The sequence below is a fragment of the Streptomyces sp. NPDC005262 genome, from assembly GCF_042872425.1.
Classification (GTDB): Bacteria; Actinomycetota; Actinomycetes; order Streptomycetales; family Streptomycetaceae; genus Streptomyces.
This window is the reverse complement of record NZ_JBIAKK010000010.1, coordinates 254,683-278,115: the sequence shown is the minus strand read 5'-3', so window position 1 is coordinate 278,115 and position 23,433 is coordinate 254,683. Positions and strand designations below refer to the sequence as shown.

General features: G+C 70.4%; 21 protein-coding genes. 16 read left to right on the top strand and 5 right to left on the bottom strand.

Annotated features, from left to right (window positions below):
• Nucleotides 1-113 precede the first annotated feature (113 nt).
• Nucleotides 114-1,580, bottom strand: a complete 1,467-nt coding sequence (locus ACFYP5_RS24790; RefSeq protein ID WP_389039825.1) for a sodium:solute symporter — start codon at nucleotides 1,578-1,580, stop codon at nucleotides 114-116.
• Nucleotides 1,581-1,713: 133 nt separating this feature from the next.
• Here ACFYP5_RS24790 and ACFYP5_RS24785 point away from each other — a divergent pair, with 133 nt between their 5' ends.
• From ACFYP5_RS24785 to ACFYP5_RS24770, 4 genes are all read left to right on the top strand, one after another.
• Nucleotides 1,714-3,216, top strand: a complete 1,503-nt coding sequence (locus tag ACFYP5_RS24785; protein ID WP_389039823.1) for a PucR family transcriptional regulator ligand-binding domain-containing protein — start codon at nucleotides 1,714-1,716, stop codon at nucleotides 3,214-3,216.
• 247 nt (nucleotides 3,217-3,463) lie between these two features.
• Complete coding sequence (locus ACFYP5_RS24780) at nucleotides 3,464-4,621, top strand: acyl-CoA dehydrogenase family protein (RefSeq protein ID WP_354389352.1); 1,158 nt, start codon at nucleotides 3,464-3,466, stop codon at nucleotides 4,619-4,621.
• 19 nt (nucleotides 4,622-4,640) lie between these two features.
• Entirely contained in the window at nucleotides 4,641-5,516 is an 876-nt protein-coding gene (tesB, locus tag ACFYP5_RS24775; protein ID WP_389039821.1) for an acyl-CoA thioesterase II, read from the top strand.
• A 38-nt stretch (nucleotides 5,517-5,554) separates the two neighbouring features.
• Nucleotides 5,555-6,547, top strand: coding sequence for a cation diffusion facilitator family transporter (locus ACFYP5_RS24770; protein ID WP_389039818.1), 993 nt, complete (start codon nucleotides 5,555-5,557; stop codon nucleotides 6,545-6,547).
• A 13-nt stretch (nucleotides 6,548-6,560) separates the two neighbouring features.
• Here ACFYP5_RS24770 and ACFYP5_RS24765 read toward each other — a convergent pair whose 3' ends face one another.
• The 4 genes from ACFYP5_RS24765 to ACFYP5_RS24750 form a co-directional block, all read right to left on the bottom strand.
• Nucleotides 6,561-7,340 (bottom strand): phosphatase, encoded by a 780-nt coding sequence (locus ACFYP5_RS24765; RefSeq protein ID WP_030923461.1) that lies wholly within the window; start codon nucleotides 7,338-7,340, stop codon nucleotides 6,561-6,563.
• A 132-nt stretch (nucleotides 7,341-7,472) separates the two neighbouring features.
• Nucleotides 7,473-7,982, bottom strand: coding sequence for a GNAT family N-acetyltransferase (locus ACFYP5_RS24760; RefSeq protein ID WP_389039815.1), 510 nt, complete (start codon nucleotides 7,980-7,982; stop codon nucleotides 7,473-7,475).
• A 70-nt stretch (nucleotides 7,983-8,052) separates the two neighbouring features.
• Nucleotides 8,053-8,406, bottom strand: a complete 354-nt coding sequence (locus ACFYP5_RS24755; RefSeq protein ID WP_389039812.1) for a hypothetical protein — start codon at nucleotides 8,404-8,406, stop codon at nucleotides 8,053-8,055.
• Between the two features lie 44 nt (nucleotides 8,407-8,450).
• Complete coding sequence (locus ACFYP5_RS24750; protein ID WP_389039810.1) at nucleotides 8,451-9,059, bottom strand: TetR/AcrR family transcriptional regulator; 609 nt, start codon at nucleotides 9,057-9,059, stop codon at nucleotides 8,451-8,453.
• Nucleotides 9,060-9,168: 109 nt separating this feature from the next.
• On the opposite strand from ACFYP5_RS24750, the gene ACFYP5_RS24745 reads away from it, so the two are divergent.
• The 12 genes from ACFYP5_RS24745 (at nucleotide 9,169) to ACFYP5_RS24690 (ending at nucleotide 23,427) form a co-directional block, all read left to right on the top strand.
• On the top strand, nucleotides 9,169-10,776 hold the full coding sequence (locus ACFYP5_RS24745; protein WP_389039807.1) for a carboxyl transferase domain-containing protein: 1,608 nt from the start codon (nucleotides 9,169-9,171) through the stop codon (nucleotides 10,774-10,776).
• A 14-nt stretch (nucleotides 10,777-10,790) separates the two neighbouring features.
• Nucleotides 10,791-12,878, top strand: coding sequence for an acetyl-CoA carboxylase biotin carboxylase subunit (locus tag ACFYP5_RS24740; RefSeq protein ID WP_389039890.1), 2,088 nt, complete (start codon nucleotides 10,791-10,793; stop codon nucleotides 12,876-12,878).
• Nucleotides 12,875-13,819 carry a hydroxymethylglutaryl-CoA lyase gene (locus ACFYP5_RS24735; RefSeq protein ID WP_389039805.1) on the top strand — a complete coding sequence of 315 codons (945 nt, stop codon included), beginning with the start codon at nucleotides 12,875-12,877 and terminating at the stop codon, nucleotides 13,817-13,819. The genes ACFYP5_RS24740 and ACFYP5_RS24735 overlap by 4 nt, the downstream gene beginning before the upstream one ends.
• A gap of 8 nt (nucleotides 13,820-13,827) precedes the next feature.
• Nucleotides 13,828-14,988 (top strand): acyl-CoA dehydrogenase family protein, encoded by a 1,161-nt coding sequence (locus tag ACFYP5_RS24730; RefSeq protein WP_389039803.1) that lies wholly within the window; start codon nucleotides 13,828-13,830, stop codon nucleotides 14,986-14,988.
• 95 nt (nucleotides 14,989-15,083) lie between these two features.
• The gene (locus tag ACFYP5_RS24725; protein WP_389039801.1) at nucleotides 15,084-15,725 is read left to right on the top strand and encodes a GNAT family N-acetyltransferase; all 642 of its coding nucleotides are present in this window, start codon (nucleotides 15,084-15,086) and stop codon (nucleotides 15,723-15,725) included.
• Nucleotides 15,722-16,081: a hypothetical protein gene (locus ACFYP5_RS24720; RefSeq protein WP_389039799.1), complete on the top strand. Its 360-nt coding sequence runs from the start codon at nucleotides 15,722-15,724 to the stop codon at nucleotides 16,079-16,081. Before ACFYP5_RS24725 ends, ACFYP5_RS24720 begins: the two co-directional genes overlap by 4 nt.
• A gap of 114 nt (nucleotides 16,082-16,195) precedes the next feature.
• Nucleotides 16,196-17,230 (top strand): ABC transporter substrate-binding protein, encoded by a 1,035-nt coding sequence (locus tag ACFYP5_RS24715; protein ID WP_389039796.1) that lies wholly within the window; start codon nucleotides 16,196-16,198, stop codon nucleotides 17,228-17,230.
• A 158-nt stretch (nucleotides 17,231-17,388) separates the two neighbouring features.
• Entirely contained in the window at nucleotides 17,389-18,240 is an 852-nt protein-coding gene (locus tag ACFYP5_RS24710) for a siderophore-interacting protein (RefSeq protein ID WP_389039794.1), read from the top strand.
• Nucleotides 18,241-18,397: 157 nt separating this feature from the next.
• A complete protein-coding gene (locus ACFYP5_RS24705) occupies nucleotides 18,398-19,846 on the top strand; it encodes a pyridoxal phosphate-dependent decarboxylase family protein (protein WP_389039792.1) in 1,449 nt (482 codons plus the stop codon).
• Nucleotides 19,830-21,107, top strand: a complete 1,278-nt coding sequence (locus ACFYP5_RS24700) for a lysine N(6)-hydroxylase/L-ornithine N(5)-oxygenase family protein (RefSeq protein WP_389039789.1) — start codon at nucleotides 19,830-19,832, stop codon at nucleotides 21,105-21,107. The genes ACFYP5_RS24705 and ACFYP5_RS24700 overlap by 17 nt, the downstream gene beginning before the upstream one ends.
• The gene (locus ACFYP5_RS24695; RefSeq protein WP_389039786.1) at nucleotides 21,104-21,655 is read left to right on the top strand and encodes a GNAT family N-acetyltransferase; all 552 of its coding nucleotides are present in this window, start codon (nucleotides 21,104-21,106) and stop codon (nucleotides 21,653-21,655) included. The genes ACFYP5_RS24700 and ACFYP5_RS24695 overlap by 4 nt, the downstream gene beginning before the upstream one ends.
• The gene (locus tag ACFYP5_RS24690) at nucleotides 21,652-23,427 is read left to right on the top strand and encodes an IucA/IucC family protein (RefSeq protein ID WP_389039784.1); all 1,776 of its coding nucleotides are present in this window, start codon (nucleotides 21,652-21,654) and stop codon (nucleotides 23,425-23,427) included. The genes ACFYP5_RS24695 and ACFYP5_RS24690 overlap by 4 nt, the downstream gene beginning before the upstream one ends.
• Nucleotides 23,428-23,433 lie beyond the last annotated feature (6 nt).

The window sequence follows — 23,433 nt, the reverse complement described above, 5'->3', positions numbered from 1 at the left end:
GGACGGGCTCGGTCTGCCTGCCCGGCGATTGAGGACGACAGGGCCAGGATCGAGCCCGTCGGGGGGGCACCCCCCATGCCGTTGAGGCGATGGGGGATGTTGAGGACAAGGGGTCAGACGGTCACGGTTTCCGGTGCCGTCTCGTCCGAGTCGGCACCCTTCCCCGCGAGCCGCTCGCGCCAGGCGATCAGCACCGCCGCATCGGTCGGCTTCGTCGCCAGGGAGACGATCACGTACACCGCGAGCGAGGCGAGCAACCCGTAGTAGACCGGCTCGTTGGCGAGGATTCCGTACGTCGCCATCAGGCCGATCACGGCGACGCCGCCCACCGCCACCGCGGCCAGCGCACCGGCCGCCGTGCCCCGGCGCCACAGCAGACCGCCGAGGATCGGCACCAGCAGACCGCCGACGAGCAGGTTGTACGCGACGGTCAGCGCTTCCACCACATTATTGAGCGCGATGGCGATGACGATGACGGCCACACCCATGATGAGGATGAAGACCCGGTTGCCCTTCACCTCGTCGTGCTCGTCGCCCCGGCCGCGCGAGACCGCGCCTCGCAGCTTCGACCAGATGTCGTTGTTGGCGACGGTGGCGCAGGCGATCAGCGCACCGGACGACGTCGACATCACCGCGGCGAGGGCGGCGGCGAGCACCAGCCCTCGCACACCGACCGGCAGTTCGTCCTTGACGATGGTCGCGAAGGCGGAGTCCGCGCTGGGCAGCTTCGGGTACATGACCTTGGCAGCGGTGCCGATGACGGCTCCGGCGAGCGCGTAGACCAGGCAGTAGGTGCCGGCGACGGTGCCGCCCCAGCGCGCGGTCCGGTCGGTGCGTGCGGTGAACACGCGCTGCCAGATGTCCTGGCCGATCAGCATGCCGAAGGTGTAGATCAGCACGTAGGTGAAGATCGTCTCGCCGCCGATGCCCAGCGGGTCGAAGTACTCGGTGGGCAGCTTCGCCTTCATCTCGCTGAAGCCGCCGGCCTTGATGACCGCGATCGGCAGGAGGAGAAGCAGCACACCGATCGTCTTGACGACGAACTGCACCATGTCCGTGAGCGTGATCGACCACATGCCGCCGAGCGTCGAGTACGCGACGACGATGGCGCCGCCGAGGATGATCGCCACGGTCCGGTTGATGTCGAAGAGGACGTCGAAGATGGTGGCGTACGCGATGGTCGAGGTGACCGCGAGCATCAGCGTGTACGCCCACATGACGACGCCGGAGATGAGGCCCGCCCGGCCGCCGTAGCGCAGGTCGAGCATCTCGGAGACGGTGTAGACCTTCAGCCGGGCGATACGCGCCGAGAAGAAGACGGACAGGGCGAGCAGTCCGAGGCCGATGGTGAAGACCATCCAGGCGCCGGAGAGTCCGTACTGGTAGCCGAGGCCGACGCCACCGATGGTGGAGGCGCCGCCGAGGACGATCGCGGCCATGGTCCCCGAGTACATCCAGGGGCCGAGGCGGCGGCCCGCCACCAGGAATTCGCTCTTGGACTTGGCGCGGCGCATGCCCCACCAGCCCATGGCGAGCATGCCCGCCAGATAGACGACGATCACCGCGTAGTCGACAGCCATGGGCTTCCTCCGTCTCAGTCACGTTGCGGGTCATTGCGGGGTTGTGTGGTTCGTGAAGACGGTAGGTGGCCTGCAGGCAGCGCTGAAGTGTACGTTTTATCCATTCTCGCCGTAGCCAATGGATGGACCGTCCATGCCGGACACTCCCACCGGGCCCTCTGCCCCCTCCGGGTCCGCCGTCCCCGCCGGGTCGGCTCCGCCCACCCCGCCGATCCCGCTGGCCGAACTGCTCGCCCGCGAGGACCTCGGGCTGCGCCTGATCGCTGGCCCGGCCCATGTCGACCTGCTGTGGGTGCACACCTCGGAGATGGCCGACCCGTACCCGTATCTGCTCGGCGGTGAGCTGCTGCTGAGCGCCGGAGTGCTGCTCAAGGAGCCGGACACGTATGTCGCCCGGCTGGTGGAGGCGGGTGCGGCGGCGCTCGGCTTCGGGGTCACCCCGGTGCACGACGCGGTGCCGCAGGCGCTGATCGAGGCGTGCGACCGGCACGGGCTGCCGCTGGTGGAGGTGCCGCCCGCGACGCCGTTCACGGCGATCGCGCGGGCGGTGTGGCGGCTGATGGCCGAGGCCCGGCACCGGGAGCTGCGCCGGGTGACGCGCGCCCAGCAGGCACTGGCGACGGCGGCGGCGCGGCCGGACCCGGTGCCCGCGGTGCTGCACCAGCTGGCCGCGCAGCTGGCGGGCCGGGCGATGCTGCTCTCCGCGGCCGGCGAGGAGCTGCACGCGGCGGGCCGCCGACCGGCCCCCGAGGTGCGGGCGGCCCTGGCCCGGCTGGCCCGCGTGGTCTCCCCCACCACCGCCCCCGCCTCCCCGGCCCCGACGTCCGCGACCGACACCCTCGGGGACACACATCTCTTCGCGTACGCGCTCGGCGGCGGGCAGGGGCTCGTCCTGGCACTGGCGACGGGGCGGCGCGAAGCGGGCGACCACACGGTCACCGGGATCGCGGTCGTCCTCCTCTCCCTGCTGGCCGCCCCGCACCAGGGCGCCGACGCCGCGGGCCGGTCGGCGGCGCTCGTGCGGCTGCTGCTCGGCGCGGACCCGGTGACCGTCGCCCCGCTGCTCGGCGGCGCCGAACTCTGGACGGTGGTGCACGCACGCCGCAGCGCCGGTGGCCCGGTGGACCCGCTCACCGCCGGGGCGCTGGGCGCCGCCCTCGGGTCGGCCCTGGTCGACGCGGGCCGGGGCGGCGACGCCGTCAAGGTCCTGGTCCCGGGCACCGACCGGGTCACCCCGCAGCCCGGCTGGACACTCGGCACCTCCGCCCCGGCCCCCATCACCGCACTGGACCTCGCCGACGGCCAGGCGGCCCGCGCGCTCGGCCGCGCCGTGGCCACCCGCACCCCGCTGGCCCACCACCACACGGACACCGGCCGGGGTCTCACCGCCCTCGTCCCGCGCGCCGAGGCGGAGGCGCACGCCCGCGCACTGCTCGCTCCGCTCACCGCCACGCTCGCGGAGACGCTCCGCTGCTGGCTGAGTCTCCACGGCAGCTGGGACCGCACGGCCACGGCCCTCCAGGTCCACCGCAACACGGTCCGCCAGCGCATCGCCCGCTGCGCGACGCTGCTGGACGCGGACCTGGACGACATGGACGTACGGACGGAGCTCTGGTTCGCACTGCGGCAGCAGTGAGGCCGCGCCGACCGGACCAGCCGTGAGGCCGCGCCGACCGGACCAGCCGTGAGGCCGCGCCGACCGGTCCGGCGGCAAGGCCGGGGCCGACCGGTCCGGCGGCGAACGCCGGCTGTGATGTGGGCGACCACCGCCGGCCGACTCTGGACAGCTCCGGTGACCGCCGGGTAACTTTTGACGAGAACTGAGCAAGCGCTTAGCCAGCCCTGGCCGAAGCTCACTCACCGCTGACAGAGGAGGCACCCCCGTGCGCCGTACGGTATTCAACGAGGACCACGAGGCGTTCCGGGAGACCATCCGCGCCTTCATCGAGGCCGAGGTCGCGCCCGTCTACGACGAGTGGTTCGCCGCCGGCCAGGCACCGCGCGACTTCTACGACAAGCTCGGTGAGCTGGGCATATTCGGCATCAACGTCCCCGAGGAGTTCGGCGGCGCAGGACTGGACACGCACAAGTTCGAGGCCGTGCTCTACGAGGAGACCGCGCGCGCGGGCGTCTCCTTCGGCGGCTCCGGCGTGCATGTGCTGCTCGCCCTGCCGTACATCAAGATGCTCGCCTCCGACGAGCAGATGAAGCGCTACCTGACGAAGTTCGTCACCGGCGAGGAGATGTGGGCGCTGGCGATGACCGAGCCGGGCACCGGCTCCGACGTCGCGGGCATGAAGACCACCGCCAAGCTCTCCGAGGACGGTACGCACTACGTCCTCAACGGTGCCAAGACCTTCATTACCGGTGGCGTGCACGCCGACCGCGTGATCGTGTGCGCCCGCACCTCCGCCCCGCGCGAGGACGACCGCCGCTTCGGCATCTCGCTCTTCGCCGTGGACACCAAGTCCGAGGGCTACTCCATCGGCCGCAAGCTGGACAAGCTCGGACTGCGCACCTCCGACACCGCCGAGCTGGCGTTCGTCGACGTGAAGGTGCCCGTCGAGGACCTCCTCGGCGAGGAGAACAAGGGCTTCCACTACCTCGGCCAGAACCTCCCGTCCGAGCGCTGGGGCATCGCCTTCGGCGCGTACGCGCAGGCCAAGGCCGCCGTCCGGTTCGCCCAGCAGTACGTGCAGGAGCGCACGGTCTTCGGCAAGCCGGTCGCCTCGTTCCAGAACACCAAGTTCGAGCTGGCCGCCTGCCAGGCCGAGGTGGACGCGGCCGAGGCCGTCGCCGACCGTGCCCTGGAGGCCCTGGACGCGGGTGAGCTCACCCCCGCCGAGGCCGCCTCCGCCAAGCTGTTCTGCACCGAGGTCGCGCACCGCGTCATCGACCGCTGCCTCCAGCTGCACGGCGGCTACGGCTACATGAACGAGTACCCGATCGCCCGCCTGTACGCGGACAACCGCGTCAACCGCATCTACGGCGGCACCAGCGAGGTCATGAAGTCGATCATCGCCAAGTCCATGGGTCTGTAGAGCGGTTACGTTCTTCTCCATGAGCACAGCACTTGAATCCCTGCTCGATCTGCTCGACCTGGAGCAGATCGAGCGGGACATCTTCCGGGGCACGAGCCGTTCGGCGGTCGTGCCCCGGGTCTTCGGCGGCCAGGTCGCAGCCCAGGCACTCGTCGCCGCGGGCCGCACCGTCCCCGCGGACCGCACGGCCCATTCCCTGCACTCCTACTTCCTGCGGATGGGCGACCCGGGCGCGCCGATCGTCTACAGCGTCGACCGGATCCGCGACGGCCGCTCCTTCACCACCCGCCGGGTGGTGGCCGTGCAGCACGGGCAGCCGATCTTCCATCTCTCTGCGTCCTTCCAGGCGTACGAGGAGGGTCTGGAGCACCAGGCGGACATGCCGCCCGCTCCCGACCCGGAGACGCTCCCCACGGCGGAACAGATGCTCCCGCGGTACGCGGACGTGTTCACCGACCCGGGTGTCATGGACCGGCTGCTGGAAGCCCGGGCCGCGGTCGACCTGCGCTATGTCGGCGCCCCGCCGTTCGCCAACGTCGGCACACCTCAGGAGCCCCGCTCCCAGGTGTGGTTCCGCACCAACGGCAAGCTCGCGGACGACCCGCTGCTGCACGTCTGCATGGCCACCTACGTCTCCGACATGACGCTGCTCGACTCGGTGCTGCTCGCGCACGGGCGCGGCGGCTGGGCGGTCGGCGACGTGGTCGGCGCGAGCCTGGACCACGCGATGTGGTTCCACCGGCCGTTCCGGGCCGACGAATGGCTGCTGTACGACCAGGAGTCGCCGTCCGCGTCCGGCGGACGCGGTCTGGGCCAGGCCCGTATCTACACGCAGGACGGCCGGCTGGCGATCACCGTCATCCAGGAGGGCGTGGTCCGGGTCCCGCGGGACTGAACAGGCCACGGACCGCCCCTTCGTGGATACTCCCCACCATGAGCGCCGAGAACAGCACCGACAACAGCGCGCCCGGTGGTGAGTCCACGTTCACGGTCATCGTCGCGGCGGTCGCCAACCTCGGTATCGCCGTGGCGAAGGCGGTCGCGGGGCTGATCAGCGGATCGAGCGCGATGCTCTCCGAGGCGGCGCACTCGGTCGCCGACACGGTCACCGAGGTTCTGCTGCTCACCGCGCTCAAGCGCAGCGAGAAGCCCGCCGACGAGGAACACCCTCTGGGCTACGGCCCGGAGCGCTACATCTGGGCCCTGCTCGCCTCGGTCGCCACCTTCGTCGGCGGCGCGGTGTTCGCCTTCTACGACGGCATCCACACCCTGGTCCAGGGGGAGGAACTAGGCGACCCGCTGGTCTCGTACATCGTGCTGGGTATCGCGTTCCTGCTGGAGGGCTACTCCCTGCGCACGGGCCTGCGTCAGGTCCGTCGCGAAGCCGCCCGTCTGGGCGCGCCCGCCACCCACTACTTGCGCCACACCCCCGACACCGCGGTCAAGGCGGTCGTGATGGAGGACTCGGCGGCCCTGGCGGGCCTGGTCCTCGCCGCGGGCGGTCTGCTCGGCGGTCAGCTCTCCGGCTCCGACGTCTGGGACGGCGTCGCGTCGCTCCTGATCGGCGCACTGCTGGTGTACGTGGCCTGGGTGCTGGGCCGCTCCAACGCCCAATTGCTGATCGGCCGCCCGGTGCCGAAGGCGATGCGGGCCGGGATCCGTGAGGAACTCCTCACCGTGCCGCACATCATCGAGGTCCTGGAGCTCACCACCCTGATCCAGGGACCGACGGAAGTCCTCGTCGCCGCGAAGATCGACTTCCGGGACACGTCGACCGCGGAGCAGATCGAGTGGGCGTGCGAGGAGGCGGAGGAGCAGCTGCAGGAGCGGTATCCGACGATCCGCCGGGTGTATCTGGACCCGACGCCTGGGCTGGGGCTGGTCGTGCGGCGCGGGGCCGCCGGCTCGGACCCGCCCGGCGCCTGAGGACGACGGGCGCTCAGATCAGCCCGGCCGCGTCCAGCAGATAGTCCGTCATCGGGTCGTAGAACCGCGGGTCCAGGACATGGTCGTCCAGCGGCACGACGACCTGAAGGGTGCCCTCCGCCTCCCCGAGGAAGAGCGCCGGGTCATTGCAGTCCGCGTAGCCGACCGAGTCGAGCCCCCGCTGCCCGGCACAACCGGCCCACCCGTGATCGGCGACGACGAGATCCGGCATCGGCCGTCCCTCGCGCTCCAGACCGTCCAGGACGGCCGCCATCGGCGCCGGCGAGTGCGTGTGCCACAGCGTCGCCCCGCGCTCCATCACGGCCACATCGGCGAACTGGAAGACCATGCCCTCGTCCGCCATCAGCCCGGACGGAATCCGCACGATCTCGCACCCGGCGGCCCGCAACGCGTCCGCGGTCTGCCGGTGCACGTCCAGCAGCCCACCCGGATGCCCGGTCGCGAACAGCACCCGCTCCGAGCCGGCGGCCGCCTTGCGCAGCCGGGCCGCCATCCGCTCCAGCGCGTCGACCGTCAGCTCGGGATCGATGGTGTCCTGCCCGTGCCGGTGCTCCGGATCGTCGCTGACCCCACAGCGCTCGGCCATCACGGCGAGCACGTCCTGCTCATCGGCCCACCGGTTGCCGAGCTCCAGACCCAGCCAGTAGTGGCGATCGCCGTTGGCGAGCTTGCGGTAGTGGGAGAGGTTGTTGTCACGGGGTGTGGCGACATCTCCGGCGATACGCGTACGGACAAGGTGTTCGACGAGGGCGGCACGGCTGGGTATCGGCATGAACCCATTGTGCCGTCAGGTGTGCGCAGCGTGCCGGGTGTCTTGCACGGCGGACGGCGGGGCACGTCCGCGGGGCGCCCGGGCCACCGCATCGCCGGGTTGCTGCGTGCGCCGCACCTCCGGCCGGGGCGGTCATTCCGCGCTGCCCGGTTCCGGCGCCTCCCGCAGATTCCGTACGAAGCGAAGGCCCGGGCGGCCGCTCAGCCGGATCTCACCGATGGGTACGAATCCCGTACGGCTCAGCACGGCTCGCGACCCGGCGTTGTCGAGGGTCGTGGCGGCCCGCAGCGCGGTGAGACCGTACTCCGCGGCGGCACGGCCGCAGATCTCACGCACGGCGGCCGTGGCCAGACCCTGCCCGGCGCTCTTCTCGGCGATCCGGTATCCGAGTGCGGCCGAACCGTCGGCCACATCGACCAGGTTGACCCGCCCGTGTACCGCGCCGCTGCCGTCCACCAGCACATGGAAGAAGTGCTGCCCCGCGGCCTGTTCCGCGAGCAGATCGTGGTGCCGCACATCGAAGTGGGCGAAGTAGTCGTCGCCACGATCGGGGATCGACGCGGCGAAGTAGGCCCGGTTCTCCTGCTCGAACGCGAGAAGGGCCTGGGCGTGGTCGAGGCGGAGGAGCTGCAATTCAGGCATGCGGAGATGCTAAGGGCTGTCCCGTGGTCCCTGGCGGGCTCGCAGGGAGGGGTCAGCCGGGGCGGAACTGTCAGCGATCACGCCCGGGCCTGTTCACCAGCCCGCGAAGACGTCGCCGCCATCGGCGAGGACGCCGCCGCAGAGTGCCTCGCCCGCCCTCGCCCCGCGGACCGGCCCCGCCACGGACCGGCCGCCACGGATCACCGGGCGACGCCACCGGCATCTTGCGTTCCGCTTGTGCCTGGATCTCGTGGTGCGAGTCGTGGGCGGTCACACGGAATGCCTCTTCGTAGGAGGCCATGGCGGCGCGGACAGCTCCGCCGGCGAGGCCGCGGCGGCGGACGAGGGATGCCAGCCAGGTGAAGAAGCCCATGACCGCGGCGAGCGCGCCGGTCACCACGAGGAACGGCAGGAACTCACCCATGGAGCAGAGATTACCTGCGGCAGGTCCGCAGAAACCGGCTTGCCCTACGCCTGCTCGCCCGCCGCCTCGAACGCCCCCCGCGCCAGCCGGTGCAGCAGCGCCGCCGTCGCCGTGCGGCCCGGAAGGGCGCCGGGGCGGCCCAGGTGGGGGGTCGAGTTGAGCAGGCCGAAGACCGCGTGGACGGTGGCACGGGCCTCGTTCTCGGGCAGGAGGGGGTAGCGGGCGCGGACCACCTCGACCCACAGTTCCACGTACTCCCGCTGGAGCCTGCGCACCCGCTTGCGGTCGGTGTCCCGGAGGCGGTCCAGCTCGCGGTCGTGCAGGGTGATCAGGGGACGGTCGTCGAGGGCGAAGTCGATATGGCCCTCGATGAGCGCGTCCAGCAGCGTCTCCGGGGAACCGTCGCCGGAGCTCGCGTCCTCGGTCACCCGCAGCTGTCCGCCCGCCAGGAGACGCTCGCTGATACCGACCAGGAGTTCGGCGAGCATCGCGTCCTTGCCGGGGAAGTGGCGGTAGAGGCCGGGTCCGCTGATCCCCACGGCAGCGCCTATTTCGTCGACACCCACGCCGTGGAAGCCGCGCTCGGCGAAGAGGCGGGCAGCCTCCTTGAGGATCTGCTCACGGCGTGTCGGGGCGTCCGTCCTGGTGGTCATGGATTCGATTCTAGACAGTCGGGTTAGCGAGCGTTAACCTGAAGGGAACGTGTTAACGCTCATTAACCGAGTCGGCCGGACCGGCCGACCGGGCAAGGGGGCTCGACGGATGCAGCAGGCACCGGTGCTGGCGAGTGCGGCGGATCCCGCGTCTCAGGGCTGGCTGGCCAACGAGGAGGCGCATCGCGCGCTCGGCGACGAGCTGCGGGCGCGGCTGGCCGTGGCCAGGCTGGGCGGGGGTGAGAAGGCCCGCGCCCGGCATGTCGCACGCGGCAAGCTGCTGCCTCGGGACCGGGTGGACGCCTTGCTGGACCCCGGATCGCCCTTCCTGGAGCTGGCGCCGCTGGCGGCCGAGGGGCTGTACGGCGGCGCGGCCCCGGCGGCCGGAGTGATCGCCGGGATCGGACGGGTCAGCGGCCGGGAGTGCGTGATCGTCGCCAATGACGCCACGGTCAAGGGCGGCACGTATTACCCCATGACGGTGAAGAAGCACCTGCGGGCCCAGGAAGTGGCGCTGGAGAACCGGCTGCCCTGTCTCTACCTGGTGGACTCGGGCGGGGCGTTTCTGCCGATGCAGGACGAGGTGTTCCCCGACCGGGAGCACTTCGGGCGGATCTTCTACAACCAGGCGCGGATGTCGGGGGCCGGGATTCCGCAGGTCGCGGCCGTGCTGGGGTCCTGTACGGCCGGTGGGGCGTACGTCCCCGCGATGAGCGACGAGGCCGTGATCGTCCGGAACCAGGGGACGATCTTCCTCGGCGGGCCGCCGCTGGTGAAGGCCGCGACCGGCGAGGTGGTCACGGCGGAGGAGCTGGGCGGCGGCGAGGTCCACTCCCGCACGTCGGGCGTCACCGACCATCTCGCCGAGGACGACGCGCACGCGCTGCGGATCGTCCGGAACATCGTCTCGACGCTGCCCGCGCGTGCCGCTCTGCCCTGGTCCGTGGAGCCCGCGGAGGAGCCGAAGGTCGATCCCGCAGGGCTGTACGGGGTCGTGCCGGTCGACTCACGGACGCCGTACGACGTACGGGAAGTGATCGCCCGGGTCGTCGACGGATCGCGGTTCGCCGAGTTCAAGGCGGAGTACGGGACGACGCTGATCACGGGCTTCGCCCGGATCCACGGACATCCGGTCGGCATCGTCGCCAACAACGGCATCCTGTTCTCCGAGTCCGCCCAGAAGGGTGCGCACTTCATCGAGCTGTGCGACCAGCGCGGCATCCCGCTCGTCTTCCTGCAGAACATCTCCGGGTTCATGGTGGGGCGCGACTACGAGGCCGGTGGCATCGCCAAGCACGGCGCCAAGATGGTCACGGCGGTCGCCTGCACCCGCGTGCCGAAGCTGACCGTCGTGGTCGGAGGGTCGTACGGGGCCGGGAACTACTCCATGTGCGGGCGGGCCTATTCACCGCGCTTCCTGTGGATGTGGCCCAACGCCAAGATCTCCGTCATGGGCGGTGAGCAGGCCGCGTCCGTCCTTGCGACGGTCAAGCGCGACCAGCTGGGCGACGACTGGAGCGCCGAGGACGAGGAAGCCTTCAAGGCGCCGATCCGCGAGCAGTACGAGACGCAGGGCAACGCGTACTACGCCACCGCCCGGCTCTGGGACGACGGTGTGATCGACCCCCTGGAGACCCGGCAGGTGCTGGGGCTCGCTCTGACCGCGTGTGCCAACGCCCCGCTGGGTGAGCCCGGCTTCGGCGTCTTCCGGATGTGAGGGAACAGATGACGATGTTCGACACCGTTCTTGTCGCCAACCGCGGCGAGATCGCGGTCCGGGTCATCCGGACCCTGCGTGACATGGGTGTGCGGTCCGTTGCCGTCTTCAGCGACGCGGACGCCGACGCCCGGCATGTACGGGAGGCCGACACAGCGGTACGGATCGGTCCCGCACCCGCCTCCGCCAGCTATCTGAACGTGCCCGCGCTGCTGGAGGCGGCCCGCCGCACCGGCGCGCAGGCCGTGCACCCCGGGTACGGGTTCCTCGCCGAGAACGCCGGATTCGCACAGGCCTGCGCGAACGCGGGGCTCGTCTTCATCGGTCCGCCCGCGTCGGCGATCTCGCTGATGGGGGACAAGATCCGGGCCAAGGAGACGGTGGCCGCGGCCGGCGTCCCGGTCGTGCCCGGGTCGTCCGGCAGCGGACTCAGCGACGCGCAGCTGGCGGACGCGGCGCGCGGGATCGGGATGCCGGTGCTGCTGAAGCCGTCGGCGGGCGGCGGCGGCAAGGGCATGCGGCTGGTGCGTGACGAGGCGCTGCTCGCCGACGAGATCGCGGCTGCCCGCCGCGAGGCCCGTGGCTCGTTCGGGGACGACACCCTGCTCGTGGAGCGGTGGATCGACCGGCCGCGTCATATCGAGATCCAGGTCCTGGCCGACGAGCACGGGAACGTGGTGCACCTCGGCGAGCGCGAGTGTTCGCTGCAGCGCCGCCACCAGAAGATCATCGAGGAGGCACCGTCCGTCCTGCTCGACGAGGAGACCCGGACGGCGATGGGCGAGGCGGCCGTCCAGGCGGCCCGCTCCTGCGGGTATGTGGGCGCGGGCACGGTGGAGTTCATCGTCCCGGGCAACGACCCGGCCTCGTACTACTTCATGGAGATGAACACCCGCCTCCAGGTCGAGCACCCGGTGACCGAGCTGATCACGGGGCTGGACCTGGTGGAGTGGCAGCTGCGGGTCGCCTCCGGCGAGCAACTCCCCTACAGCCAGGCGGACATCACGCTCACCGGTCATGCCGTCGAGGCCCGGATCTGCGCCGAGGACCCGGCCCGCGGCTTTCTGCCCTCCGGCGGTACGGTGCTCTCCCTCCACGAGCCGGACGGCCACGGCGTGCGGACCGACTCGGGGCTCAGCGAGGGGGTCGAGGTCGGCAGTCTTTACGACCCGATGCTGTCGAAGGTCATCGTCCACGGTCCGGACCGGGAGACGGCGCTGCGACGGCTGCGCGCGGCCTTGTCGGAGCTGGTGATCCTGGGCGTTCCGACGAACGCCGGATTCCTGCGCAGGCTGCTCGCCCACCCGCAGGTGGTGGCGGGCGAGCTGGACACCGGGCTGGTGGAGCGCGAGGTCGACGGGCTGGTGACCGACGGGGTTCCGGAGGAGGTGTACGCGGCAGCGGCGCTGCTGCGGCAGTCCTCCCCGGTGAGCGCCTCCCCCGTGGACCCCTCCGGCTGGGTGGACCCGTTCTCGGTGGCGAGCGGCTGGCGGCTGGGCGGCACCCCGGCCCGGACCGTGCGCGACTTCCGGCTGCCGGGTCATGACCCCGTGCAGGTCTCACTGCGCGACTGCCCGGCGGGCACCGAGCTGACGTTCGGCCATGTCGGGGAGGGCGCGCAGCCACCGGAGCCCCCGACCGGCACCTGCGGCCCGCTGGCTCCGCTGCCCGGCGGCCGGGAAACGGCCAGACTGATCGAGCGGTCGCCGCACCGCATCGTCCTCGAACTCGCCGGTGTCACCCACACGTTCGCCCACGCCGCCTCCCCGCAGGGCGCCTGGCTGGGCCGCGACGGCGACACCTGGCACGTCCAGGACCACGATCCCGTCGAGGCTTCACTCACCGGAGCCGCCCGCTCCGGCGCCGACACGCTCGCCGCACCCATGCCCGGCACGGTCACCGTGGTGAAGGTGGCCGTCGGGGACGAGGTCGTCGCCGGGCAGAGCCTCCTCGTCGTGGAGGCGATGAAGATGGAGCACGTCATCTCAGCCCCGCACGCCGGGACCGTCACCGAACTCGATGTCACGGCCGGCTCCACCGTCGCCATGGACCAGGTACTGGCCGTGGTGGCGCCTGCGGCCGAACCCGGGGAGGACGCATGACCACCGCCCGCACGCTGCCCATGACGGTGCCCGCACCGGATCTGCCCGCCCGGGTACGCATCCATGAGGTCGGCGCCCGCGACGGACTGCAGAACGAGAAGGGTGTCGTACCCACCGAGGTGAAGGCGGAGTTCATCCATCGCCTCGCCGCGGCCGGTCTGACCACCATCGAGGCGACCAGCTTCGTCCACCCCAAGTGGGTGCCCCAACTCGCCGACGCGGAGGACCTGTTCCCTCGTCTCGGTGACCTCGGGGGGGTCGCGCTCCCGGTACTCGTACCGAACGAGCGCGGGCTCGACCGGGCCCTCGCACTCGGTGCCCGCCGGATCGCCGTCTTCGGGTCGGCGACCGAGGCGTTCGCCGCCCGCAATCTCAACCGCACGGTCGACGAGTCACTCGCCATGTTCGAGCCGGTCGTCGCCCGCGCCAAGGCGGACAAGGTACATGTCCGCGGCTATCTGTCGATGTGCTTCGGAGACCCGTGGGAGGGGCCCGTCCCCGTCCACCAGGTCGTCCGGGTCGCCAAGGCGCTGATGGACCTCGGCTGCGACGAGCTCTCCCTCGGCGACACCATCGGCGTCGCCACCCCCGGCCATGTGCAGGACCTGCTCTCCGAGCTGAACGAGGAGGGCGTGCACACCGACACCATCGGAGTGCACTTCCACGACACGTACGGCCAGGCCCTCGCCAACACCCTCGCCGCGCTCCAGCACGGAGTGACCACCGTGGACGCCTCCGCGGGCGGCCTCGGCGGCTGCCCGTACGCGAAGAGCGCCACCGGAAATCTCGCCACCGAAGACCTCGTGTGGATGCTCCACGGCCTCGGCATCGAAACCGGGGTCGACCTCGACGCGCTCACCGCCACCAGCGTGTGGCTCGCCGAACAACTGGGCCGACCGAGCCCCTCCCGTACCGTCCGAGCCCTCTCCCACAAGGAGTGACCCCCGCCATGTCCCTGGACCACCGGCTGACCGCCGAGCACGAGGAACTGCGCCGCACCGTCGAGGAGTTCGCGCACGACGTGGTCGCCCCGAAGATCGGCGACTTCTACGAACGCCATGAGTTCCCGTACGAGATCGTGCGTGAGATGGGGCGGATGGGCCTGTTCGGGCTGCCGTTCCCGGAGGAGTACGGCGGTATGGGCGGCGACTATCTCGCCCTCGGGATCGCCCTGGAGGAGCTGGCCCGGGTCGACTCGTCCGTGGCGATCACCCTGGAGGCCGGGGTCTCGCTCGGAGCGATGCCGGTCCACCTCTTCGGTACGGAGGAGCAGAAGCGGCAGTGGCTGCCCCGGCTCTGCTCCGGCGAGGCACTCGGCGCGTTCGGGCTGACCGAGCCGGACGGCGGGTCCGACGCGGGCGGCACCCGGACGACGGCCGTGCGCGACGGGGACGAGTGGGTGATCAACGGCTCCAAGTGCTTCATCACCAACTCCGGTACGGACATCACCGCACTGGTCACGGTCACGGCGGTGACCGGCCGCAAGGAGAACGGCGCCCCGCTCATCTCGTCGATCATCGTGCCGTCCGGCACCCCCGGCTTCACGGTCGCCGCCCCGTACTCCAAGGTCGGCTGGAACGCCTCGGACACGCGCGAGCTGTCCTTCGCCGACGTCCGGGTCCCGGCGGCGAACCTGCTGGGTGAGGAGGGCCGCGGGTACGCGCAGTTCCTGCGGATCCTGGACGAGGGGCGGATCGCGATCTCCGCGCTGGCCACGGGGCTGGCGCAGGGCTGTGTGGACGAGTCGGTGAAGTACGCCAAGGAGCGGCACGCGTTCGGCCGGCCGATCGGCGCCAACCAGGCCATCCAGTTCAAGATCGCGGACATGGAGATGCGGGCGCACATGGCCCGGATCGGCTGGCGGGACGCGGCGTCGAGGCTCGTGCACGGCGAACCGTTCAAGAAGGAGGCGGCGCTCGCCAAGCTGTACTCGTCGACGGTGGCGGTGGACAACGCGCGCGACGCGACGCAGATCCACGGCGGCTACGGCTTCATGAACGAGTACCCGGTGGCGCGGATGTGGCGCGACTCCAAGATCCTGGAGATCGGCGAGGGAACGAGCGAGGTGCAGCGGATGCTGATCGCGCGGGAGCTGGGGCTGCCGGCCTGAGGGGGCCGGGCGGGCCCCCGGGAGTGCGGCTGCCGGATTCCTGTCGGCGGGCAATTCGTTCGACAGGGCCGGGCCCGCCCCGGCAGAGTCTGCTCATGGACCCCCGGCACTGGCCCCTCCACGGGCTCCGCATCCGCACGCCCCGCCTGGAACTCCGGCTTCCCGACCTGGAGTTGCTCGACGACCTCGCGACGGTCGCCGTCGACGGGGTACATGCTCCGGACAGCATGCCGTTCACCGTCCCCTGGACCGACGGCCCGCCGGCCGAGCGCGGCCGGGCCGTGTACCAGCACGTGCTGGGCACCGTCGCCAACTGGTCGGTGCGGAACTGGGTGCTGAGCCTCGCCGTGCTGCACGAGGGCAAGGTCGTCGGCCGGCAGGACCTGGGGGCGGCCGACTTCGCGGTGACCGGGGAGGTCACCACCGGCTCGTGGCTGGGGCTGGCGCACCAGGGGCAGGGCATCGGCACCGAGATGCGGGCCGCCGTGCTGCATCTGGCGTTCGCCGGTCTCGGCGCCCGGACCGCGACCTCGTCGGCGATGACCGGCAACCCGCGTTCGCTGGGCGTCTCGCGCCGGCTCGGCTATCTGCCGGACGGGCTCGAGGTGGCCGCCCTGCGGGGCGCTCCCGTGACCCTGCAGAGGCTGCGGATCGACCGCGACCGCTGGGAGGAGCACCGCACCGTGGACGTGCGGATCGAGGGACTCGACGCATGCCGGAAGGACTTCGGCGGATGACGCTCCTGGTGCACACCTTCGTGCGGGGCCGGAGCGGGAAGCCGCACCTCCTCGACGATCCCCCGGACGGCAGCGACATGGCCGGGGCCGAGAGCTGCCGGACCGGTCTGTGGGGGTCGGAGCGGGCCCGGGCGCTCGGGGCCAGGTTCCTGCCCGAGCTCGCGTCCCACGACCTGTACGTCGAGCCGGAGGACATCGAGGAGTTCCTCGCCGAGTGCGAGCTGCTGCGCCCGCACGCGGCGGCGCTCGACGCCCAATGCGGCTACCGCGAAGGCTATGTGGCCGAACGGCTGGCCAACATCACCGCGGCGGCCCGGCGGGCCCAGGACGTGGGTGGCGGAGTTCTCGTCTGGTAGCCGGGCCGGCCGCTCTTGGGCAGGGCGCCCTCTGGACAGTTGCTGAGGTTAGGCTAACCTACCTTCGAACTCGTCAGCGGGCGCCCACCGGCGCGTACGAAAGCAGACACACCCATGCCCAAGGTCCGGACCACCTCCCTCTCCCGTCGCGGCCTCCTGGCCGCCGGCGGCGCCGTCGGTCTCGGCGCCGTGCTCGCAGCCTGCGGCGACAGCGACTCGAAAGGCTCCGGCTCCGGCTCGGGTTCGAGCTCCGAGAAGTCCGGCCCCTGGACGTTCAAGGACGACCGCGGTCTGACCGCGAAGGCCAAGTCGACCCCGAAGAACATCGTCGCCTTCACCGGTGTCGCCGCCGCACTCCACGACTACGGCATCGCGGTCAAGGGCGTCTTCGGCCCGACGAAGACCAAGGACGGCAAGGCCGATGTGCAGGCCGGCGACCTCGACATCAGCAAGGTCGAGATCCTCGGCAACGTCTGGGGCGAATTCAACGTAGAGAAGTACGCGGCGCTCGGCCCGGAGCTGCTCGTCACCGCCATGTGGGAGAAGGACGCCCTCTGGTACGTGCCGGACGAGTCCAAGGACAAGATCCTCAAGCTGGCCCCGAGCGTCGCCCTGTGGGCGGCCCAGACCACCATCCCCAAGGCGATCCAGCGCCACGAGGACCTCGCCGCGTCCCTGGGCGCCGACGTCAAGGCCGCCGCGGTGACCGCCGCCAAGGCCCGCTTCGAGAAGGCCGCGGCCCGGCTGCGCGCCGCCGCCAAGTCCAAGCCGAACATCAAGGTCATGATCGGCTCGGCCAGCCAGGACCTCTTCTACGTCTCACTCGCCAAGATGTCCGCGGACACCCTGTACTTCCAGGAACTGGGCGTGAAGTTCGTCGAGCCGAAGGTCAACGCGGCAGGCTTCTTCGAGGAGCTGAGCTGGGAGAACGTCGACAAGTACGACGCCGACATCATCATGATGGACAACCGCTCCTCGGCCCTGCAGCCCGACGCCCTGACGTCCAAGCCGACCTGGGCGCAGCTGCCCGCCGTGAAGGCCGGCCAGGTCATCCCGCGCACCACCGAGCCGATCTACTCGTACGACAAGTGCGCGCCGATCCTCGAGGACCTCGCGAAGGCCATCGAGGACGCCAAGAAGGCCGGCTGACGCACCGTAAGCGCCGCCGGAGCACTCCGGAAGCGCTCCGGAGCCATTCCGGAACCGCTCATCACAGCAACCCAGCACCGGCCCGGCCCGGCCGGGATCTTCCCGGCCGGGCCGGGCCGTGTCACCCCCGCTTCCCGGTTCCTGGAAGGAGCCCTCGTATGACGACCGCCGCCGCTCCCCCCGTCGCCCCCTTCCGGTTTTTCGGCCTGACGGTCGTCCGGACCAGGCGGCTGGGACCGTCCATGCTCCGGATCACCTTCGGCGGGCCGGGACTCGACGGCTTCGCCGCCGGGGGCCGGGATCAGAGCCTGTCACTGTTCCTGCCGCACCCCGGCCAGCTGGAACCAGTCGTTCCGGTCGACGAGAACGGCGACTGGTTCGCCGCCTGGCGGGCGCTGCCCGATGATGTCCGGGCCGTCATGCGCTCGTACACGGTCCGCGCGCAGCGTCGCGGCCCCGACGGTTCGACCGAAATCGACATCGACTTCGCGTTGCACGAGGACGGCGGCCCGGCCTGCCGCTGGGCCGCCGGCGCCGCCCCCGGCGATCTCCTCAAAGCGCTCGGACCGGCTGTCGAGGACAACACGGCCGTCCGTTTCCGGCCCCCTCAGGACACCGACTGGGTGCTGATCTGGGCCGACGAGACGGCATTGCCCGCCGCGTCCGCGGCCCTGGAGTGGCTGCCGGCCGGCATGCGGGCCCGCGTCTGGCTGGAGGTCCAGCACACCGAGGACCGCCAGGCGCTCCACACCGAGGCCCGTGCCCGGATCAGCTGGCTCGTGCGGGACGAGGGGGCACCGTCGGCCGTGGACGCCGTGCGCGCCGCAGAACTGCCCGAAGGCACGGGGTACGTCTGGATCGCGGGCGAGTCGTCGAACGTACGGGCACTGCGCCGCCATCTCGTGCAGGAGCGTCAGTTCGACCGCAGGCGCATCACGTTCGTCGGCTACTGGCGCCGTGGACTGAGCGAGGAGCAACTGCGCGCGGAAGCGGCCACCGAGGACGCGTAAGGGCCTGTGATTCGGACAACTTCTGCGTCCCACGGGGGGCGAGGGAACAACGCGACGTGAAGTTAGGTTAGGCTTACCTTACTTCGGCATCGCGCCCTCGCCCCCTCTTCTGTCCTGAGGGCCCGATGAAGTTCCCCGCATCCGGGAGGACCCCTTCATGCGTTCGCACCTGCTCAATGACACGACTGCGGAGCACTACCGTCGCTCCGTCACCGCAGGAGTCGAACGGGTCGCGGCCAAACTCGCCGCCACCGACCGGCCGTTCACCGGAATCTCCGTCGACGAGCTCTCCCCGGTCGTCGACGCGATCGATCTGGACCGGCCGCTGGGCGATGCGTCCGCCGCCCTCGACGAGCTCGACCGCGTCTACCTCCGTGACGCCGTCTACTTCCACCACCCCCGCTACCTGGGTCATCTCAACTGCCCCGTGGTGATCCCCGCACTCCTCGGCGAAGCCGTGCTCTCGGCCGTCAACTCCTCGCTGGACACCTGGGACCAGAGCGCGGGCGGCACCCTCATCGAGCGCCGGCTGATCGACTGGACCGCGGCCCGGATCGGCCTCGGACCGGCGGCCGACGGCATCTTCACCAGCGGCGGCACGCAGTCCAACCTGCAGGCCCTGCTGCTCGCCCGCGAAGAGGCCAAATCCCTCCCGGAGCACTTCAACCGATTGCGCATCTTCACCTCGGAGTGCAGCCACTTCAGCGTCCAGAAGTCGGCGAAACTCCTCGGTCTCGGACCGGACTCCGTCGTCTCCGTCCCGGTAGACCAGAACAAGCGCATGCAGACCATGGCCCTCGCCCGCGCGCTGGAGCAGTGCGTCGCCGAGGGAGCCGTGCCGATGGCGGTCGTCGCCACCGCGGGCACCACTGACTTCGGCTCCATCGACCCACTGCCCGAGATCGCCGCGCTCTGCGAGCAGTTCTCCACCTGGATGCATATCGACGCCGCGTACGGCTGCGGACTGCTGGCCTCCCGCGAGCGCCGCCACCTCCTCGACGGCATCGAGCACGCCGACTCGGTCACCGTCGACTACCACAAGTCCTTCTTCCAGCCGGTGAGTTCCTCGGCCGTGCTGGTCCGGGACCGGGCGACGCTGCGGCACGCCACGTACCACGCGGAGTACCTCAACCCGCAGCGGATGGCCGAGGAGCGCATCCCCAACCAGGTCGACAAGTCCCTGCAGACCACTCGCAGATTCGACGCCCTCAAGCTGTGGATGACCCTGCGCGTCATGGGCGCGGACGGCATCGGCGAGCTCTTCGACGAGGTCTGCGACCTGGCCACCGAGGGCTGGCGGCTGCTCACCGCCGACCCGCGCTTCGACGTCGTCGTCGAGCCGCAGCTGTCCACGCTGGTGTTCCGCTGCATCCCGGCCGCCGTCACCGCACCCGCCGAGATCGACCGGGCCAACCTCTACGCCCGCAAGGCGCTCTTCGCCTCCGGCGAGGCCGTCGTCGCCGGGACGAAGGTGGGCGGCCGCCAGTACCTGAAATTCACCCTGCTCAACCCCGAAACGACCGCGCGGGACATCGCCGCGGTTCTCGACCTGATCGCCGGCCACGCCGAGCAGTACCTGGGAGACTCCCTTGACCGCGCTTCCTGACCCCCACGACTTCATCGGGATCGGCCTCGGCCCGTTCAATCTCGGCCTCGCCTGCCTGACCGAGCCCATCGACGAACTCAGCGGTGTGTTCCTGGAGTCCAAGCCGGACTTCGAGTGGCACGCAGGGATGTTCCTCGAAGGCGCCCACCTGCAGACACCGTTCATGTCGGACCTGGTGACGATGGCCGACCCGACCTCGCCGTATTCCTTCCTCAACTACCTGAAGGAACGCGGCCGGCTGTACTCCTTCTACATCCGGGAGAACTTCTACCCGCTGCGGACCGAGTACAACGACTACTGCCGGTGGGCCGCCGCCAAACTGAGCAGCATCCGCTTCGACGAGACCGCCGAGTCCGTCACGTACGACGAGAGCACCGCCCTTTACACCGTGGCCACCGCCGACGGCGGTGTCTTCCGCGCCCGGCACCTGGTGCTCGGCACGGGGACCCCCGCGTACATTCCGGAGGCCTGCCAGGACCTGGGCGGCGACTTCCTGCACAACTCCCGCTACCTGGAAGGAAAGGCCGCCCTCCAGGCGAAGGAGTCCATCACTCTCGTCGGCAGCGGACAGAGCGCGGCGGAGATCTACTACGACCTGCTCTCCGAGATCGATGTGCACGGCTACCGGCTGAACTGGGTGACGCGCTCACCGCGGTTCTTCCCGCTGGAGTACACCAAGCTGACGCTGGAGATGACCTCCCCGGAGTACATCGACTACTTCCATGCGCTGCCCGAGCAGACCCGCTACGGGCTGGAGTCCGGCCAGAAGGGCCTCTTCAAGGGCATCGACTCGGAGCTGATCGACGCGATCTTCGATCTGCTCTACCAGAAGAACCTGACCGGCCCCGTCCCCACCCGGCTCCTGACCAACTCCGCCCTGAAAAATGCGAGTTACGAGGAGTCCAGCAGTACGTACACCCTAGGTCTGCGCCAGGAGGAGCAGGGCAAGGACTACACCCTCACCAGCGAGGGCCTGATCCTCGCCACCGGCTACCGGTACACCGCGCCGGCCTTCCTGGAGCCGATCACCGACCGGCTGCGCCACGACAGCCGGGGCCGCTTCGACGTGGCCCGGAACTACTCCATCGACACCACCGGACGCGGCGTCTTCCTGCAGAACGCGGGCACGCACACCCACTCGATCACCTCGCCCGACCTGGGCATGGGTGCCTACCGCAACGCGTACATCATCGGCGAACTGCTCGGCCGTGAGTACTACCCGGTCGAGAAGTCCATCGCCTTCCAGGAGTTCGCCGTATGACCACCGACCTCGGCACCTTCACGGTCCGCGCCCTCGACCCTCTCGCCGACGCCGAGATGGTGCACGGTTGGGTCACCCACCCCAAGGCCTCCTTCTGGCTGATGGGCGACGCCAGGCTCCAGGACGTCGAGCGAGAGTACATGGCGATCGCCGCCCACCCGCACCACGACGCGTTCATAGGACTGCACGACGGGCAGCCCGCCTTCCTGATGGAGCGCTACGACCCCGCCGAGGTGGAGCTCAAGGGCCTGTACGAGGCCGAGCCCGGCGACATGGGTATGCACTTCCTGGTCGCCCCGTCCGACACCCCGCTGCACGGCTTCACGCGCGCTGTGATCACCGCCGTGATGGAGACACTCTTCGCCGACCCGTCGGTACGCCGTGTCGTCGTCGAGCCGGACGTACGCAACGGCGCGGTGCACGCACTCAACAAGGCCGTCGGCTTCGAGGTCCTCCGGGAGATCGCCAAGCCGGAGAAGACCGCACTGCTCAGCGCCTGCACCCGGGAGCAGTTCGAGGCCGCACGACGCGAAGGAGCCGCCCGATGACCACGACCACTGACGCCGTCGCGCACCTCACCCCCGCACACTGGGCCATCGCCAACCGGCAGCTCGTCCGCAAAGCCGTCGCCGAGTTCGCCCATGAGCGGCTGCTGACCCCCGAGCCGCTCGGGGGCGACCGTTACGCCGTACGCAGCGACGACACGGCGACCGAGTACCGCTTCGGCGCCCGCCGCTTCGCGCTCGACCACTGGCAGGTCGACGCGGCCTCCGTGACCCGGCACCGGCACGGCCAGGAACTCCCCCTGGACGCACTGGAGTTCTTCATCGAACTGCGCGAGACGCTCGGGCTCTCGGCAGAGATCCTGCCGGTCTACCTGGAGGAGATCTCCTCCACGCTGGCCGGAACCGCGTACAAACTGACCAAGGAGCCGGTGACCTCCGCCGAGCTCGTCGCCGCCGGTTTCCAGGCGATCGAGACGGGCATGACCGAGGGCCACCCCTGCTTCGTCGCCAACAACGGACGGCTCGGCTTCGGCGTCGACGAGTACCGTGCGTACGCCCCGGAGGCGGCGAGCGCGATCCGGTTGGTCTGGCTCGCCGCCCGCCGCGACCGCGCCACCTTCACGGCGGGCGCCGGGCTCGACTACCCCACGCTGATCGACGGAGAACTGAGCGAGGAGACCCGGGCCCGGTTCGCCGCCACGATGGCCGGCCTCGGTCTCGACCTCGACGACTACCTGCTGATCCCCGTCCATCCCTGGCAGTGGTGGAACAAGCTGGCCGTCACCTTCGCCGGAGAACTCGCCCAGCACCATCTGGTCTGCCTCGGAGAGGGCGACGACAGCTACCTCGCCCAGCAGTCGATCCGCACGTTCTTCAACACCAGCAACCCGGACAAGCACTACGTCAAAACAGCGCTGTCCGTCCTCAACATGGGCTTCATGCGCGGACTCTCCGCCGCCTACATGGAAGCGACGCCCGCGATCAACGACTGGCTCGCCGGACTGATCGAGCGCGACGAGGTGCTGCGCGCGGCCCGGTTCTCGATCATCCGGGAGCGGGCCGCCATCGGCTACCACCACCGGGCGTACGAGGCGGCCACCGCCAAGGGCTCCCCGTACCTGAAAATGCTCGCCGCCCTCTGGCGGGAGAGCCCGGTGCCGGGGCTGGCACCCGGCGAACGGGTCGCGACCATGGCCTCGCTCGTCCACACCGACCACGAGGGCAACTCCGTCGCGGGCGCGCTGATCGCCGAGTCGGGACTGGCACCCGCCACGTGGCTGCGACGTTACCTGGACGCCTATCTGGTGCCGGTGCTGCACAGCTTCTACGCGTACGACCTGGTGTACATGCCGCACGGCGAGAACGTCATCCTGGTCGTCGAGGACGGGGTCGTCACCCGCACGGTGTTCAAGGACATCGCCGAGGAGATCGCGGTCATGGACCCGGACGCGGTGCTGCCGCCGCAGGTCGAGCGGATCCGTGCCGAAGTCCCCGACGACATGAAACTGCTGTCGGTCCTCACCGATGTCTTCGACTGCTTCTTCCGCTTCCTGGCCGCCGGACTCGCCACCGAGTCGGTCCTCGACGAAGACACCTTCTGGCGCACGGTCGCCGAGTGCGTGTCCGGCTACCAGGAGTCGATGCCGCAGCTCGCCGACAAGTTCAAGCAGTACGACATGTTCACCGACGAGTTCGCACTGTCCTGCCTGAACCGGCTGCAGCTGCGCAACAACAAGCAGATGGTCGACCTCACGGACCCGTCGGGAGCCCTGCAACTGATCGGCACCCTGAGGAACCCGATCGCGGGGTTCTAGATCGTC